Annotated in this window: 11 protein-coding genes and 1 pseudogene; 6 read left to right on the top strand and 6 right to left on the bottom strand. The window is 64.3% G+C overall.

Annotation, left to right across the window (positions count from 1 at the left end):
• Positions 1-1,847: pseudogene (locus BN1136_RS08630) on the bottom strand (ComEC/Rec2 family competence protein); the annotation flags it as partial.
• A gap of 28 nt (positions 1,848-1,875) precedes the next feature.
• On the opposite strand from BN1136_RS08630, the gene BN1136_RS08625 reads away from it, so the two are divergent.
• The 3 genes from BN1136_RS08625 to BN1136_RS08615 all read left to right on the top strand — a co-directional run bounded on the left by BN1136_RS08625 (position 1,876) and on the right by BN1136_RS08615 (position 4,499).
• Complete coding sequence (locus BN1136_RS08625) at positions 1,876-2,394, top strand: DUF2062 domain-containing protein (RefSeq protein WP_043759518.1); 519 nt, start codon at positions 1,876-1,878, stop codon at positions 2,392-2,394.
• Positions 2,388-2,882, top strand: a complete 495-nt coding sequence (locus BN1136_RS08620) for a DUF2062 domain-containing protein (RefSeq protein WP_043759516.1) — start codon at positions 2,388-2,390, stop codon at positions 2,880-2,882. Before BN1136_RS08625 ends, BN1136_RS08620 begins: the two co-directional genes overlap by 7 nt.
• Before the next feature lie 108 nt (positions 2,883-2,990).
• Positions 2,991-4,499 (top strand): helicase HerA-like domain-containing protein, encoded by a 1,509-nt coding sequence (locus tag BN1136_RS08615; protein WP_043759514.1) that lies wholly within the window; start codon positions 2,991-2,993, stop codon positions 4,497-4,499.
• 78 nt (positions 4,500-4,577) lie between these two features.
• On the opposite strand, the gene BN1136_RS08610 is transcribed toward BN1136_RS08615, so the two are convergent.
• The 3 genes from BN1136_RS08610 to BN1136_RS08600 form a co-directional block, all read right to left on the bottom strand.
• Positions 4,578-5,768 (bottom strand): amino acid aminotransferase, encoded by a 1,191-nt coding sequence (locus BN1136_RS08610; protein WP_043759512.1) that lies wholly within the window; start codon positions 5,766-5,768, stop codon positions 4,578-4,580.
• A gap of 145 nt (positions 5,769-5,913) precedes the next feature.
• Positions 5,914-6,855 carry a hypothetical protein gene (locus BN1136_RS08605; RefSeq protein ID WP_043759510.1) on the bottom strand — a complete coding sequence of 314 codons (942 nt, stop codon included), beginning with the start codon at positions 6,853-6,855 and terminating at the stop codon, positions 5,914-5,916.
• 211 nt (positions 6,856-7,066) lie between these two features.
• Positions 7,067-8,083, bottom strand: coding sequence for a porin (locus BN1136_RS08600; protein ID WP_043759508.1), 1,017 nt, complete (start codon positions 8,081-8,083; stop codon positions 7,067-7,069).
• 380 nt (positions 8,084-8,463) lie between these two features.
• Here BN1136_RS08600 and dinG point away from each other — a divergent pair, with 380 nt between their 5' ends.
• From dinG to BN1136_RS08585, 3 genes are all read left to right on the top strand, one after another.
• Positions 8,464-10,536 carry an ATP-dependent DNA helicase DinG gene (dinG, locus tag BN1136_RS08595; protein WP_043759506.1) on the top strand — a complete coding sequence of 691 codons (2,073 nt, stop codon included), beginning with the start codon at positions 8,464-8,466 and terminating at the stop codon, positions 10,534-10,536.
• A gap of 119 nt (positions 10,537-10,655) precedes the next feature.
• Positions 10,656-11,315, top strand: a complete 660-nt coding sequence (locus BN1136_RS08590) for a YccT family protein (protein ID WP_043759504.1) — start codon at positions 10,656-10,658, stop codon at positions 11,313-11,315.
• Between the two features lie 70 nt (positions 11,316-11,385).
• Positions 11,386-12,282, top strand: coding sequence for a histone deacetylase family protein (locus BN1136_RS08585; protein WP_043759502.1), 897 nt, complete (start codon positions 11,386-11,388; stop codon positions 12,280-12,282).
• Positions 12,283-12,451: 169 nt separating this feature from the next.
• Here BN1136_RS08585 and BN1136_RS08580 read toward each other — a convergent pair whose 3' ends face one another.
• Together BN1136_RS08580 and ylqF are read right to left on the bottom strand one after the other, a co-directional pair.
• On the bottom strand, positions 12,452-13,600 hold the full coding sequence (locus tag BN1136_RS08580) for an MFS transporter (protein WP_043759499.1): 1,149 nt from the start codon (positions 13,598-13,600) through the stop codon (positions 12,452-12,454).
• 305 nt (positions 13,601-13,905) lie between these two features.
• The gene (gene ylqF / locus BN1136_RS08575) at positions 13,906-14,856 is read right to left on the bottom strand and encodes a ribosome biogenesis GTPase YlqF (RefSeq protein WP_043759497.1); all 951 of its coding nucleotides are present in this window, start codon (positions 14,854-14,856) and stop codon (positions 13,906-13,908) included.
• Between the last annotated feature and the right edge of the window lie 53 nt (positions 14,857-14,909).

The raw sequence follows: 14,909 nt of genomic DNA, 5'->3' as shown, positions 1-14,909 counted from the left end.
CCTCTCCCCCGCCCTCCCTGCTCTCCAGGGCCAGCAGGCGATGTTCCGCCAACTGCTCGATGTCACCGCTGAGCAGGAGGCGATGCCGTCCGTCGCTGATCTGCACGACGCAGCTGTCGTTGTTGCGCCCCGCCCCCGGTCGCTCGGGCCAGAGCACGCGCAGGTCGAGCCCCTGCCAGCGCCACTCCTGGCCACGGCGACAAGCCTGGGTACTCGGCGCGAACGGGAAGGAGGAGAGCTCGCGGCGCACGGCTATCCCCTGCAGCACCGCCTGCCGGTTGCCTGCGTGATCCCGGTCCCTGTGGCTGATGACGAGGGTATCGATCACCCTCACTCCGAGCCGGTTCAGCACGGGCTGGATGACCGCGTCCGCCATGTTGTAGCCACCGGGGTAGCGATCCCCGGTATCGAAGAGGATGCCGCGCTCTCCCCGGGTGACGAGCACCGAGAGCCCCTGCCCCACGTCCAGCACCCGCCCCCGGCAGCTGCCGGCCCGCCCACAGCAGGATCAGCAGGGTGCTGGCGGGCATCAGCCAGCCTGGGACCGGCCACCATAGCCGTACCTGACTCGCCAGCCGCGCCAGCCCCCAGAGCACCCATTCCAGACCAAGATCGGAGAGCCAGAGCAGGCCGTGGGCCAGGGAGGTGGAGAGGGGAGCCAGCAGGACGCCGATGAGGGCGAGGGGGATGATCCCGAGGCAGAACAGCGGCAATGCCAACAGGTTGAGCAGGAGCGCCAGGGGGGCCATCCCTTCGAACAGCAGCAGTTGCAGGGGCAACAACCCGAGCAGCAGCAAGAGTTGCAGGCGCACCAGGCCGGGACGCTCGTGCAGCAGGCTCGCCAGCAACAGCAGGGCCACCGCCAGGAAGGAGAGCCAGAAACCCGCCGAATAGAAGGCGAAGGGATCCCAGAGCGCGATCACCACGAAGGCCCACAGCCAGATGCGGTGACTCGGCCAGTCCCGTTTCAGCCAGCGCAGCAGGCTCCATACCAGCACCATGATGAGGGCCCGTTCGGTCGCCACCGCAAACCCGGCCAGCCAGCTGTAGGTGGCCGCGAACAGCAGTGAGACAAGGATGGCCCCCCGCAACCCGAACAACCGGCCCAGCCACCAGCCGAGCACCGCCACCAGGGCGATATGCTGGCCGGAGATGGCGATGATGTGGGTCAGGCCACTGCCGCGAAAGAGATCCCACTGGGCATCCGTGATGCCCCCCTGCTCCCCGAAGGTGAGTGCCGCCAGCAGGGGGGCCTGCACCAACCCCTGCCAGGCCGTGTCGGCGGCGGTCAGCCAGCGCTCACGCCAGCCCGGCGGCGCTGCCGTCACCTCGATGATCCGGCGCAGATTGCCGGTGGCCGTGATCCCCTTGCCGAGCAGCAGCCGTCGCCCGTCCATCCCTGCTTCGTTCGCGAGGCCATGGGCAGGCTTGAGGCTGGTCACCAGAGTGACGCGACTGCCGGCGGGCAGGGGCGGCAGCGCCTGATAGGCGTTCACCCGCACCAGGGGGGCCGGCGTGAGGGGAAGGGCATCCAGGGTCTCGACCCGCAGCAGCAGGCGCGTAAAATGATCGCGATCTTTGTCGCCGGAGGGCTCCGCACTTTGCACTTGTGCGGTTATGATGTGACTCGTTTTTTTGCCAAGCTGGTCCAGCCAGGCCAGCCGGTAGTGCAGATTTCCCTGCATCCAGAGAATGCCAGACAGTAAAAACAGCAGCCGCCAGCAGCGGCAGGCGGCGAGGGGGAGCGCGAGCAGCAGCATCAGGCCCCCCCATTCCCATGAAGGCAGCCATGGCCAAAGCAGTGAGGAGCTTGCCCCAAGGGCAAACGACAACAGACGCAGATCCATGGAGCAAGTATCTAGCAAGGTTTAAAACATGCCCAAACGAATCATACAGCGCTGGATGCCCGATCAGCAGAGCCTGAAAGAGCACAAGCACTTGCGCCTGTTCGGCAATCTGCTGCTCGATGCCAACCTCTGGCATCTCAACCGGCGATCCGCCGCAGGGGCCTTCGCGGTCGGCCTCTTCATGGCCTGGATCCCCCTGCCCTGCCAGATGCTGCTGGCGGCCGGGGGGGCCATCCTGTTTCGGGTCAACCTGCCCCTCTCGGTGGCCCTGGTCTGGCTCTCCAACCCCCTGACCATGCCGCCCCTGTTCTATGGCGCCTACCTGACCGGCTGCCAGCTGCTGGGTCGGCACGCCCAGCCCATCGACATCGAGTTTACCTGGGCCTGGCTGATGTCGGTGTTCGAAACGGTGGCACCGCCACTCTTGCTGGGCTCCCTGGTGCTCGCCCTGCTGAGCTCTCTGATTGGCTATGCCCTGATCCGCACCTTCTGGCGCCTGAGCACGGTACGACAGTGGAAAAAACGCCGGGTGGCGCGGGCATGCTGAGCCGCTGGTTCGCCCGCTTCCGGCTGGATCCGGACACCCTGCGCCAGCAGAAGTGGTTTGCCCTGTTCGGTGAGCGCCTGCTGACCCCCGCCCTCTGGCAGAGAGGGACCCGGGCCCTGTGCGGTGCCGTGGCGGCCGGTCTGTTCGCCAGCTGGATCCCGATGCCCATGCACTCCCTGGTAGCCGTCGCCCTGGCGCTGGCATTCAGCCTCAATCTGCCGCTGGCCCTGCTGGCGGTCTGGTTCAACAACCCGCTGACGCTCCCCTTCATGTACCTCTACGCCTATCGCACCGGCTGTCTGGTGCTGCGCGAGCCCCCGGAGCCCTTCCACCTCACCTGGTCCCTGCACTGGCTGGAGCACGAGGCGGCCACCCTGTTGCCCCCCTTCCTGCTCGGCAGCCTGCTGCTGGCCCTGCTCACTGCCGCCGCCGGCGCCCTGTTCACCCTGCTGATACTGCAACTCGGCAGGCTGATCCGCGCCCGCTGAGCAGGCTCCCCCGCGCCCCCGGGGTGCGCGGCTTGCCATCATTTGGCTCTGCCACCACACTCCTTGTAACCCCGGCTTGCCGCCACCCGCCAAGACAAGGAGCCCACCATGGCCGAACCCCTGACCCTGGCCCACGCCAATGGCCGCCCCCTCACTCTGCTGCCCGCCATGGCGAACCGCCACGGCCTCATTACCGGCGCCACCGGCACTGGCAAGACCGTCACCCTGCAGGTGCTGGCAGAGGGCTTCTCCCGCCTCGGGGTCCCCGTCTTTCTGGCGGATGTGAAGGGGGATCTCAGCGGGCTGGGCGCCGCCGGAACCCCGTCCACCAAGCTGGACGCCAGACTGGCCCAGCTCGGCATCCCAGCCCCGAGCTTTGCTGCCAACCCCACCCTGTTCTGGGATCTCTTCGCCCTGCAGGGGCACCCGGTGCGGGCCACCGTCTCCAACATGGGGCCGCTGCTGCTCTCCCGTCTGCTCGGCCTGAACGACACCCAGAGCGGGGTGCTGGAGCTGGTGTTCAAGGTGGCAGACGACGAAGGGCTGTTGCTGCTGGATCTCAAAGACCTGCGGGCCATGGTGCAGTTCGCGGGGGACAACGCCAAGACCCTCACCACCCGCTACGGCAACGTATCGACCGCCTCCATCGGCGCCATCCTGCGCAACCTGCTCACTCTGGAGAGCGCCGGGGGCGATCACTTCTTCGGCGAGCCCATGCTGGACATTCAGGATCTGCTGCAGACCGACGAGGCCGGCCACGGCCATATCAATGTGCTGGCTGCGGGCAAGCTGACCCAGTCCAGCCGGCTCTATGCCTGCTTCCTACTCTGGCTGCTCTCCGAGCTGTTCGAGCAACTGCCCGAGGTGGGGGATCCTGACAAGCCCATCCTGGTCTTCTTCTTCGACGAGGCGCACCTCCTGTTCAACGACGCCCCCAAGGCGCTGCTGGAGAAGATCGAGCTGGTGGTGCGACTCATTCGCTCCAAGGGGGTGGGTATCTACTTTGTGACCCAGAGCCCGGCGGACATCCCCGACAGCGTGCTGGGACAGCTCGGCAACCGGGTGCAGCACGCCCTGCGCGCCTTCACCCCGAGCGATCAGAAGGCGGTGCGCATCGCCGCCAACACCCTGCGGGCCAACCCGGCCTTCGATGCCGCCGGCGTCATCACCGAGCTCGGCGTCGGCGAGGCGCTCATCTCCCTGCTCGACGAGAAGGGGCGCCCCGGCGTGGTGGAGCGCGCCTTCATCGCCCCGCCGGCCAGCCGTATCGGACCGCTGACCGACGGTGAGCGGCAGGCCCTGATCCAGGACTCCTTGCTGCACGGCCGCTACGAGACACCGGAGGATCGGGAGTCCGCCTTCGAGCGCCTCAACGGCGCGCGGCCGGCCGTGGCCGCCGATGATCCCCCCCAATCCCGTGGCGAGCCCGAGGGCGGTCTGCTCGATGCCCTCAACGGTATCCTCTTTGGCCGCACCGGCCCGCGCGGCGGCCAGCACGACGGCGTGGTGCAGACCGCCGCCAAGAGCGTGGCCCGCACCCTGGGCAACGAGGTGGGGCGCCAGCTGGTCCGCGGGGTGCTCGGCTCCCTGCTGGGGGGTGGCAAGCGCCGCCGCTGACGGTGAACACCGCAGGAACGAAAAAGCCCGCCGGGTCTCCCCGGCGGGCTTTTTATTGAACGGATGGCGATGGCTCGCTTACAGCACCTTGGCGATGGCGTCGCACAGCGGGTCAATGTTGGCGCGGGTGATACCGGCCACGCTGATCCGGCCGGAGCCGACGATGTAGATGGCGAACTCGCTCTTGAGGCGCTCCACCTGATCCTTGCTGAGACCGGAGAAGGAGAACATGCCGTTCTGCTCGCGGATGAAGCCGAAGTCCTGACTCACGCCACGGGCGGCCAGCTTTTCCACCAGCAGTTCGCGCATCTCGCGAATGCGCACCCGCATGGCGGCCACCTCTTCCACCCACTCCGCATAGAGGACAGGATCGCTCACCACGGCGGTGACGACGGCGGCGCCGTGGGACGGCGGGTTGGAGTAGTTGGCGCGAATGACGGTCTTGACCTGGGTGAAGGCCACGTCGGCCACCGCCTTGGTCGCACAGACCAGGGTGAAGGCCCCGACCCGCTCGTTGTAGAGACCGAAGTTCTTGGAGAAGGAGCTCGCCACCAGCAGCTCGTCGTGGCACTCGGCGAAGATGCGCAGGCCTTCGGCATCTTCCTCGATACCGCGGGCAAAGCCCTGATAGGCGAAGTCGAACAGCGGCAGCCAGCCGGCGGCGGCACTCTGCTTGGCCAGGGCGCGCCACTGATCAGCGGTCGGGTCGATACCGGTCGGGTTGTGGCAGCAGCCGTGCAGCAGTACCAGATCGCCGGCCTGTGCCTCGGAGAGAGACGCCTGCATGGCGGCAAAGTCGAGCCCCTTGGTCGCCGCATCGTAGTACTTGTACCACTTGACGGTCAGACCCGCGGACTGGAACACGCTGACGTGGTTGGCCCAGGTGGGGTCGGAGATCCAGACGGTCTTGGCGAGATTGTTGCGCACCACGAACTCGGCGGCGATACGCAGGGCGCCGGTACCACCCGGGGCTTGCGCTGTCTTGGCGCGGCCGCTGTTGACGAGGGCGGAGTCCTGCCCGAACAGCAACTGCTGCACGATGCGGCCGTACTCGATATTGCCTTCAATACCGAGGTAATTCTTGGTCTTCTCGTCGGTCAAGAGCTTCTGTTCGGCTTTCTTGACGCAGTGAAGGATAGGAGTGGCACCGGTCTCATCCTTGTAGATCCCGACCCCCAGATTGATCTTGTGGCTGCGAGTGTCGGCACGGAAGGCTTCGGTCAGGCCCAGGATCGGATCCGCTGGGGCGGCAACAACCTTTTCAAACATGGTATTCCCTGTATTCCGTTGAGTTCGTTGGCTGGCAAAGTAGGTTGGCAAACAAAAGCGCCCATCCAGGGAGCGCTCCGTCAACTCTTTATACCACTGCCTTCCATAGGGGAAAACCGCTTTCTCGAGGCAGCAGGCGAGCCTCTCACCCGACCGCGTGCCAATCGGGCGCCAGGGCACAGACTTCCGCCGAGAGACCGTGGCCCGACTCCACCAGATCGCTGCACTGTGCCAGCAATGAGCGAGGGATCCGGCTCGGCTCCCAGGGACGCGAGTCGTGCAGGGGGACCCCGTAGGCCGTCTTGATGGGCACGAGATCCCGTGGCAGCCACCAGCTCGCCGGGCGCCCCAGGCGCTGGGCCAGGGTCAGCACCCTGTCGACCCCGGCAGGATCCAGGGCGGTGAGGTGGCTCCAGAGCGTCTGGGGGGGCAAGGCAGCGATCAGGGGCTGCAAGGTGCCGGGATCCTGGGCCGGATACCAGACCAGCAGGGCATCGGCGGGCAGGTGTACGTCGGCAAAGGCACCGACGACGTCGGTCGTGATCACCCGCTGGATCTCCCCCTCCCCCCAGAGGACCTTGCCAAGCCCCGCCAGGGTGCGGGCGGGCAGCGCCACCTCCCCCAGGGTCTGGAGCCAGGACGTGGCATCGAGCAGGGTGCCCCCGCTGAAGAAGAGGCTGAACGGGCGGGCGGCGCGCAGGCGCAGGGGCAGATCGCTGCACGGCCGTATCCCCTTGTCCTCGAAATCGATCTGCTCGATGGGGCTGAAGCCCGCCTCTCCCTTGCGATAGAGGGCCGCCAGCACCCGTTCGTTGACCCTCTCCCCCAGCTGCCAGCCCTGGGTATGAAGCCACTCCTCCGGCTCCGGGGGAGCGCAGGCCATATCCGCCAGCATCAGCTCGCGGGTCAGGTAGCGCCGCCCGGCCGGGGTCAGCTCGTAACGATGGTTGCCCAGGGTCAGCAGCAGCTGGTTGTCCTTCAACATGCCGATAAGGGGCTGCCACTGGCGACCGCGAACAATCTGGGGGGCCCCGCTCAACAACTGCTGCGCCAGCGCGCGCCACTCGGGGTGAGTGAAATCGATCAAAAGGTATCCTTCCCTGTTGGCCAGCCCTGTTTCAACGAATTGAATAATCTAGCGATTTACGAGAAGAGAGCCAAGGGGACAAGGAAGACAACGTGACCTGGCGCAGGGCCGGAGGGCAAGCCGGACGGCTCGGGCACATCAAGGAAGCAGACAAAACAAAACGGCCAAGCAAGCTTGGCCGTTTACTCACTAAATCCGTGCTAGGACAGGATTAGAAGTTGTATTGCAGAGCAACAGTGAACTCGTCGTCCAGACCGTCGATACCCTGGATCTTGTACTCGGTGTACGCCTTCAGCTTGGAAGTGAAGTTGTACTGTACGCCCAGCAGGGTTTCGTCCAGCATGTCTTCGTAGGAAGAACCGGCAGTGTTGTCCTTGCCTTCCTTGAAGTTGTAGCCAGCCAGGAAGGTCCAGGCGTCGACGTTGTAGGAAGCAGCCAGCTCGTAGCCACGACCTTCACCCTTGTAACCGGTGCTGTCGTTCTTCAGGTCGCCTTCGGTGTACATACCGGCGAAGTAGAAGCCGTTGATGGCGTAGTGTGCGCCCAGAGCCCACTCGGATTTCTCACCGGTGTTGCTGTTGGTGGTCGCTTCCAGGTCGGAGTAAGCGTAACCACCGTTGAAGCCCAGACCGAAGTCGAAGTCATAGCCAACTGCGGCAGCATAGGCCCAGTTACGCTTGATGCCCGGGAATTCGGTAGTGAAGGAGTTGCCACCTACGTCGGTAACAACAACGGCTTCGTCGTCGTTGGTCTGGTAGGACAGTTTGCCCTTGAAGCCACCGAAGCTGTTGGAGTAGATAACCTGGCCTTCTTGACGACCGTCGTAGAAGTTACCAGCGTCACCCCACTCGTTGAAGATATCGGTCGGCTCCAGCACGTCGTAGAACGCGGTGTCGGTCTGACCGAAGATGATCTTGCCGTACTGGGTGCCGTCGAAGCCAACCCAGATGTGACGGGAGTTGAACTTGTTGTCGGAGTTTTCGGCAGAGACTTGCCACTCGGTCTTGGCGATACCGGACCAGGTGTCGTTCAGAGCAACTTTGCCGGACCAGCCCAGACGGGAGGAACCAACCAGTTCTGCATCTTCATCGTTGTGGTCAGCGTACATGTTAGCCTGAACACGGCCGTAGATATCAAAAGTGGTGCCGTCTTTGTCGTAAACGACAGCAGCGTTGGCTGCGGATGCAAACAGAGCCGGGATAGCAATAGCCAGAATTGTCTTTTTCATAGTTTCCAATGCCTACTGTAATTAAACACTAAGTCCTTGTTATTCCCTGTGTTAGCGATGTTCTTTGCATCACTATGGCGCCGAGACTATCACCGGGTTTTCCAATCCGCAATGAAAAAACTTGGAACTTTTTATGAAAACCATAGTCATAGGGGGATTTTTGTGAGCTGAATCCCACAACGTTTGCCCCACCAGGGTAAACGTTTACAGCGATAGTTGCTGCCCAAAACACCTTTCCTGGTGGTTTATTGCACGCCCCATCCGCCCCATGACATATGTGCAGAGGCACGTCGGCGCTCACTGCCTTCCCTTGCCTCGACCCCGGTCACCTCTTGCGGGTATCCTGTGTTCATTCATCTCCACACGGCCGCACCTTATTTATGCTATCGACTCGCCTCAAAGCCACCATCCGCAATACCTATCGCCAGATTGCCGATGGTTTACCCGGTTTTGTGCCGCGCAAGGAGCAGAACTTTCTGGTGGCCGAAATCGCCAAGACCCTGACGGGGGAATATGACAGGAGTCGCCGCATCCTGGTGGCAGAGGCCGGCACCGGCATCGGCAAATCCCTCTCCTATGCCCAGGGCGCCATCCCGGTGGCACGGCTCACCCAGAAGAAGCTGGTGATCTCCACCGCCACCGTCGCCCTGCAGGAGCAGTTGATCCACAAGGACCTGCCTTTTTACCACCGCCACAGCGAGCTGCCGTTTCGCTTCATGCTGGTCAAGGGGCGCCAGCGTTACTGCTGCGAACACCTGCTGGAGCAGGCGGCGAGCGGCATCGACATGGCCAACTTCGAGCTCGACTTCGGGAGTTTGAGCAAGCACAAGCCGTCAGACTCCGACAAGGCGTGCTATGAGGCGTTGTGGCAGGCCTACACCGGGGGCAAGTGGGACGGCGATCGGGACAACTGGCCCAAGCCCATCCCCGACACCTGCTGGGATCGCATCGCTGCCGATCGCCACACCTGCAACAAGGCGCTCAGCCACCACCAGCACTGCCCCTTCCACCGTGCCCGCAACGACATGGACGCCGCCGACGTGCTGGTGGTCAACCATGCCCTGCTGCTCTCCGACCTCACCATGGGGGGCGGCATCATCCTGCCTCCCCCCGACGAGTGCATCTATGTGCTGGATGAGGCTCACCACCTGCCGACCATCGCCCGGGATCACGGCGCAGCGAGCGCCAGCATCAAGGGCTCCCGCCGCTGGCTGGAGAAGCTGGTGCAAAGTGCCGGCAAGCTGGCGCGGGCCCTCAACAAGGAGAGCCTGCTCGATCCCCAGCTGAAGCTGCAGGATGCCCTGGCCTCTTTGCAGCCGGATCTGAAGGCGCTGGAGCAGTGGCTCGGCAGCCACGAGCAGCTGTTTGGCGCCGAGCAGCACCACAGGTTTGCCGACGGTGTCCTGCCCGACCCCCTGCCCATGCTGGCAGAGAACCTGAAAGAGGCGAGCAAGAAGGCGCTGCGGGCGCTGGACAGGATGCAGGGGGCCATCGGCGAGGCGCTCAAAGATGGCGAGATCCGCCGCAAGGAGGCCGAGCCCCTGCTGGCGGAGAGCGGCTTTCACCTGCAGCGTCTGGAAAACTTCTGCGCCCTGTGGGAAATGCTGAGCCGCCACGTGCCCGCCGGCAAGACACCGCTCGCCCGCTGGATGGCCAGGAGCGAGGACGGGGACATCTGGCTGCACGCCTCCCCCATCGAGGTAGGCTATCTGCTGGAGGAGTGGCTCTGGTCCCGCTGCCTCGGGGCCGTACTGGTCTCTGCCACCCTCACCGCCCTCTCCTCCTTCAGCTATTTCCGCCACCAGGTAGGGCTCAAGGAGCACGATGGCACCCGCTATCTGCGCCTGCGGTCCCCCTTCGACTACCACAAGGCCGAGCTCTATCTGCCCAGGATGGCTCATGAACCGAGCGCCCCCGCCTTTACCCAGGAACTGATCGACACCCTGCCCCGCCTGCTGGCAGGCAAGGAGGCGAGCCTGGTGCTCTTCTCCTCCTACCGGCAGATGAACGAGGTGGCGGCGGGGCTCAGGGCCAAGGGGATGTCGTTGCTGGTGCAGGGGGAAGCGTCGCGCAGTGCCCTGCTCCTCTTGCACAAACAGAAGTGCGACGGCGGCCAGGCCAGCATCCTCTTTGGCACCGGCAGTTTCTCCGAGGGGCTGGATCTGCCGGGGCACTACCTCACCAACCTGGTGATCACCAAGTTGCCCTTTGCGGTGCCGAACTCGCCGGTGGAAGAGGCCACTGCCGAGTGGATAGAGCAGCGCGGCGGCAACCCCTTCCTGCAACTGACGGTACCGGAGGCGTCGCGCAAGCTTATCCAGGCCTGTGGCCGCCTCATCCGCAAAGAGGCGGATCGGGGGCGCGTGACCATTCTCGACCGGCGCCTGTTGACCAAACGCTACGGCAAGGGGCTGCTGGACGCCCTGCCTCCTTTCACCCGGCGAATCGAGTAGGTTCGGCTCTCCCGTCGGCAGGACCGCGCCATAAACGGCTATTGCCGCTCCAGGGCAAACCTGCAAAAATGAGCCCCTATTTTTCAGTGGGCAATCGCCTGACTGTTCAAGGAGATGAAATGAAACTGACTGTTCTGGTGCCGGCCCTGGCTGGTCTGTTGTGGGCAGGTAGCGCCCTGGCTAATAGCCAACTGGAAATAACCAATCCCTATGTGGTCCAGCTCATCGACGGGGAGTCCATCAACCCCAAGCTGCTCGAAAAGACCAGCAGCTTCCCCATCAGCGCCGGCAAGCACCAGCTGGTGGTGGCCTTCGAGGGCAACTACTCCAACCGTAGCGAAATCAAGCTGGTGACCGCCGAGCCCCTGGTGATCAACTTCACCGCCGCCGACAACCAGACCCTGGTGCTGGACTACAAGAAGCCCCGCAACGAAGCGGAAGCCAAGGCATTCCTGAAAGATCAGAAAGTGGTCCTCAAGGACAAGGCCAGCGGCCAGACCGTCGAGAGCGAGCAGTTCGTCATGCCGACCGTGGGTGGCTTCCAGCTGACCCGCGACTATCAGCAGGAGCTGATCAATATGGGCAAGGCCTTCAACCAGCCCAAGACCGTCGCCATCTCCAGCGCCGCCGTGATGGCCGCCGCCAGCGCACCGGCCGAAGTGGCCCCGAGCAAGGCCCAGAGCAACCCCGAAGCCCTGACCCAGATGCAGAACTGGTACAACAAGGCCGATGCGGAGACCCGCAAAGCCTTCCAGATCTGGGTCATCCAGCAGCAATAAGGGCGCATCGCACGCCTGTATAGAGGGGAGCCTGGCTCCCCTTTTTCATACCCGCCTGGATAGACTCCCCATGTCACTTCGCATCTTCTATCACCCCCACTACTCCGCCCTGGTGCTGCCCGAGCGCCACCGCTTCCCCCTGGCCAAGTACCAGGCGCTGCATCGGCAGCTGTCGACAGAGGGGTATCCGCTTCTCGAGGCCCCCGCCGCGAGCCGCGAGCAGATAGTGCGGGTCCATGAGGCCGGCTTTGTGGACGCCGCCCTGGGGGGCCAGCTTGACGAGGGGGCCATCCGCCGGCTCGGTTTCCCCTGGTCCCCCATGCTGATTGAACGTACCCTGCGTTCGGTGGGGGCCACCCTGGCGGCCAGCCGTCACGCCCTGACGCACGGCTGCGGCCTGCAGATCTCCGGTGGTTATCACCACGCCCACCGGGACTTTGGCAGCGGCTTCTGCCTGTTCAACGATCTGGTGATTGCGGCGAGGGCCTGCCTGGACGAGGGGCGCTGCGAGCAGGTGCTGATCGTGGATCTCGATGTCCATCAGGGGGATGGCAGCGCCGCCCTGTGTGCAGGCAGCCGCGACATCATCACCCTCTCCCTGCACGGGGAGCACAACTTTCCCCGCCACAAGCCTGCCTCCCACCTGGACTTCCCGCTGCCCACCGGCATGGAGGACGATGCCTACCTCACTACCCTGGAGCAGGCACTGAGCCTGGCGCTTCGCCTCTATCAACCCGACCTCATCCTCTATCAGGCCGGGGTGGACGTGCACCGGGACGACGAGCTCGGCTATCTCTCTTTGAGCGATCAGGGGGTACGCCGGCGCGATGCCATGGTCTTTGACTGTGCCCGGCGCCACGGCCTGCCCATCGCCGCCGTGCCCGGTGGCGGCTACCGGCGCGACTGGCAGCGGTTGATCCCCTTGCACATGTCCCTGTTCGAGGAGGCCAGACGCCGCTACGGCTAGCACATGGCGATGCCACCCCCTCCCGGCCACAAAAAAGGCGGCACCTGGGCCACCTCTTCTTTATATAAAGCACAACAACGCCAGTCCTCCCCTTCTCCCCCAGCCGTGCCCCCCGGAAAGGCCCGTCAGAGATCGCCCCTATGAAGGCGCCAGAGAAGCCCGACAGTCCTCAGGCATGGGCCACCGGCGTCGGGTGTTCTCCCATTTTGCGCAGCAGCATCAGCAGATAGATAAACGACACGCAGGCGATCACGATGAACAGCAGGTTGTCCGAGTAGCGCTGCATCAGGAGCGCAGTCAGGGTCGGGCCGAGCAGGCTGCCGATGGTGTAGCTCAGCAGCAGCGCCTGGTTCATGGGCACCAGCTGATGGTGCGCCACCTTTTCGCAGGCCCAGGCCATGGCCACGGGGTAGAGCGTAAAACACGCAGCCCCCAGCATGAACAGCGCCGGTCCCATGACGGCACCGCCGAGCATCGCCATGCACCCCAGGATCACGGCAAACACCTGCACCCGCAGCACAGGCAAGCGCCCGAAGCGCTCCGCCAGACGGCCGATGGGCCACTGCCCCAGAATGCCGGCGCTGACCATCACCGCCATCCAGAAGCCGATGCCGGCGTCGCTCACCCCCTGACGGTTCAGATAGAGAGGCATCAGGCCATAGAGAGATCCCAGCACCATGCCGGAGATGATGCAGCCGTTGACCCCCAGCCGGGCCTGGCGAAGGCGCAGCATGGGCCACACCAGGGCACTCGTCTCCTGTTCGCTGCGCGCGTTGACGATGCGGGCAAACAGCAGCGGCAAGACGGCTGCCAGTACCAGGGCACTCACCCAGGGGAGGACATCCATCAACCCCGTCGATACCTTGCTGACCAGCAGCTGCCCGAGCACAGTGCCCAGGTAATAGACCATCATGTAGGCCGCCAGCAGGCGGCCCCGGTTGCGCGCATTGCCGCTGCACATGAGGGCGCTCTCCACCACCACCCAGATGATGGCGCAGCCCACACCGGCGATGAAGCGCCATGTCAGCCAGCTCCAGAACCCCTGGGTGACCCCCAGGCCGACGCAGCCTGCGGCAAAGATGGCAGACGCCAGGTAGTAGCTGCGATTGAACCCGAGGCGCTTGATCAGCGACCCCGCCAGCAGGGTGCCCAGCAGGTTGCCGGTGAAATAGGAGGAGCCGACCATGCCCACCTGCCAGGTCGGCAGATTGTCGTGGGCGAGCCAGAGCGGCACCAGGGTGTTCAATACCGCGATGGCCAGGGTCAGCAACAGCAGGCCACAGAGCAGAAGCAGCACCGGGCGGGAATATGTGGTCATGGATAAAACCGTGGGGAGAGGCAAAATGCGAGCGCATCATGCCACCGCCAATGCCATTGTCAATCGGCGCTGAGTAGGGATCGCAAGGTGTGGCGGCACGCAGCTCTTGCCGAGCACCACGGCACCGCTAAGCGCTAACCCTATCCTCTTGATTAACCAGCGCTTTGGCCATGATGACGATCATGGGCCGGTTGAGCATCGACCATGTGGCCTCTCCACAACCCTGAAGGCCCAAACAAGAAGAGGCGACCCTTGGGCCGCCTCTTCTTGATATCGAGCACTGCTTATATCGCGCACTATGCCGGTCAGCGCTGGCGCTTCTTGGCGTACTTGCGACGGGCCCGGGCCTGGCGCTCCTCTTCCCGCTCGGCCTTCTCCTTGGCCTTCTGCTCGGCCTCGGCCTCGGCCTCCACGATCTCGACCCTCACCATCTCCGGGGTCTCCAGGGAGATGCGGCCCAGCATGCCGGAGCGGAACTCGTTGACCAGGATCTCGGACGCCTTGTGCAGATCCGCCAGGCCCCCCTTGCGCATGAAACCGCGCTGGCGGGCGATGAGATCCAGCAGCTCGATCTCGGTTTCGGGCAGCTCGCTCAACTGGTAGCGTGCCTTGATGCGCTCCGGATAGGCCTTGATGAAGTAGTCGGCGGCAAACATGGCGATGTCGGCGTAGTCGAAGACGGTATCCTTGATGGCCGCGGTGATCGCCAGGCGGTAGCCACAGGAGGGCGGGTTCAGCTTGGGCCAGAGGAAGCCCGGGGTGTCGGTCAGGATGACGTGGTTGTCCAGCTTGATCCGCTGCTGGGACTTGGTCACCCCCGCCTCGTTGCCGGTCCTGGCGATGATGCGACCCGCCAGGGTGTTGATCAGGGTGGACTTGCCCACGTTGGGGATCCCCATGATCATGGCGCGCACCCCGCGCAGCTCGAAGTTGCGCTCCGGCAGCATCTCGTGGCACAGGGTCAGCAGTTGCTTGATCTTCTCCGGCTCCTGCTGGGTCAGGGGCAACGCCTTGATCCCCTTCTCCTGCTCCATGTGGGCCACCCAGAGCGCGGTGATCTCGGGGTCGGCGAGGTCTGCCTTGTTCAGCACCTTGATCACCGGCGTCTCGCCGCGCAGCTCCGGCACCAGGGGGTTCTCGCTGGAGAAGGGAATGCGGGCGTCGAGCATCTCGATGATGACATCGACCTGGGGCATGACCTCTGCAATCTCTTTGCGGGCCTTGTGCATGTGGCCGGGGAACCAGTTGATGGACATATCCGTTACTCTCTCATTGGAATGCAGGCCCCTCTCGGGGCTGCGGGCGCTCG

The sequence above is a fragment of the Aeromonas taiwanensis genome (assembly GCF_000820165.1).
Lineage (GTDB): Bacteria > Pseudomonadota > Gammaproteobacteria > Enterobacterales > Aeromonadaceae > Aeromonas > Aeromonas taiwanensis.
This window is presented reverse-complemented; position numbering and strand designations above follow the sequence as displayed.

What these genes read in the sequence shown, in the direction of transcription:
- BN1136_RS08610 (WP_043759512.1), bottom strand. Translation starts at nt 5,768, where the DNA reads ATGTTTGAAAAGGTTGTTGCCGCCCCAGCGGATCCGATCCTGGGCCTG.
- ylqF (WP_043759497.1), bottom strand. Translation starts at nt 14,856, where the DNA reads ATGTCCATCAACTGGTTCCCCGGCCACATGCACAAGGCCCGCAAAGAG.
- BN1136_RS08585 (WP_043759502.1), top strand. Translation starts at nt 11,386, where the DNA reads ATGTCACTTCGCATCTTCTATCACCCCCACTACTCCGCCCTGGTGCTG.
- BN1136_RS08580 (WP_043759499.1), bottom strand. Translation starts at nt 13,600, where the DNA reads ATGACCACATATTCCCGCCCGGTGCTGCTTCTGCTCTGTGGCCTGCTG.
- BN1136_RS08590 (WP_043759504.1), top strand. Translation starts at nt 10,656, where the DNA reads ATGAAACTGACTGTTCTGGTGCCGGCCCTGGCTGGTCTGTTGTGGGCA.
- BN1136_RS08620 (WP_043759516.1), top strand. Translation starts at nt 2,388, where the DNA reads ATGCTGAGCCGCTGGTTCGCCCGCTTCCGGCTGGATCCGGACACCCTG.
- dinG (WP_043759506.1), top strand. Translation starts at nt 8,464, where the DNA reads ATGCTATCGACTCGCCTCAAAGCCACCATCCGCAATACCTATCGCCAG.
- BN1136_RS08600 (WP_043759508.1), bottom strand. Translation starts at nt 8,083, where the DNA reads ATGAAAAAGACAATTCTGGCTATTGCTATCCCGGCTCTGTTTGCATCC.
- BN1136_RS08625 (WP_043759518.1), top strand. Translation starts at nt 1,876, where the DNA reads ATGCCCAAACGAATCATACAGCGCTGGATGCCCGATCAGCAGAGCCTG.
- BN1136_RS08615 (WP_043759514.1), top strand. Translation starts at nt 2,991, where the DNA reads ATGGCCGAACCCCTGACCCTGGCCCACGCCAATGGCCGCCCCCTCACT.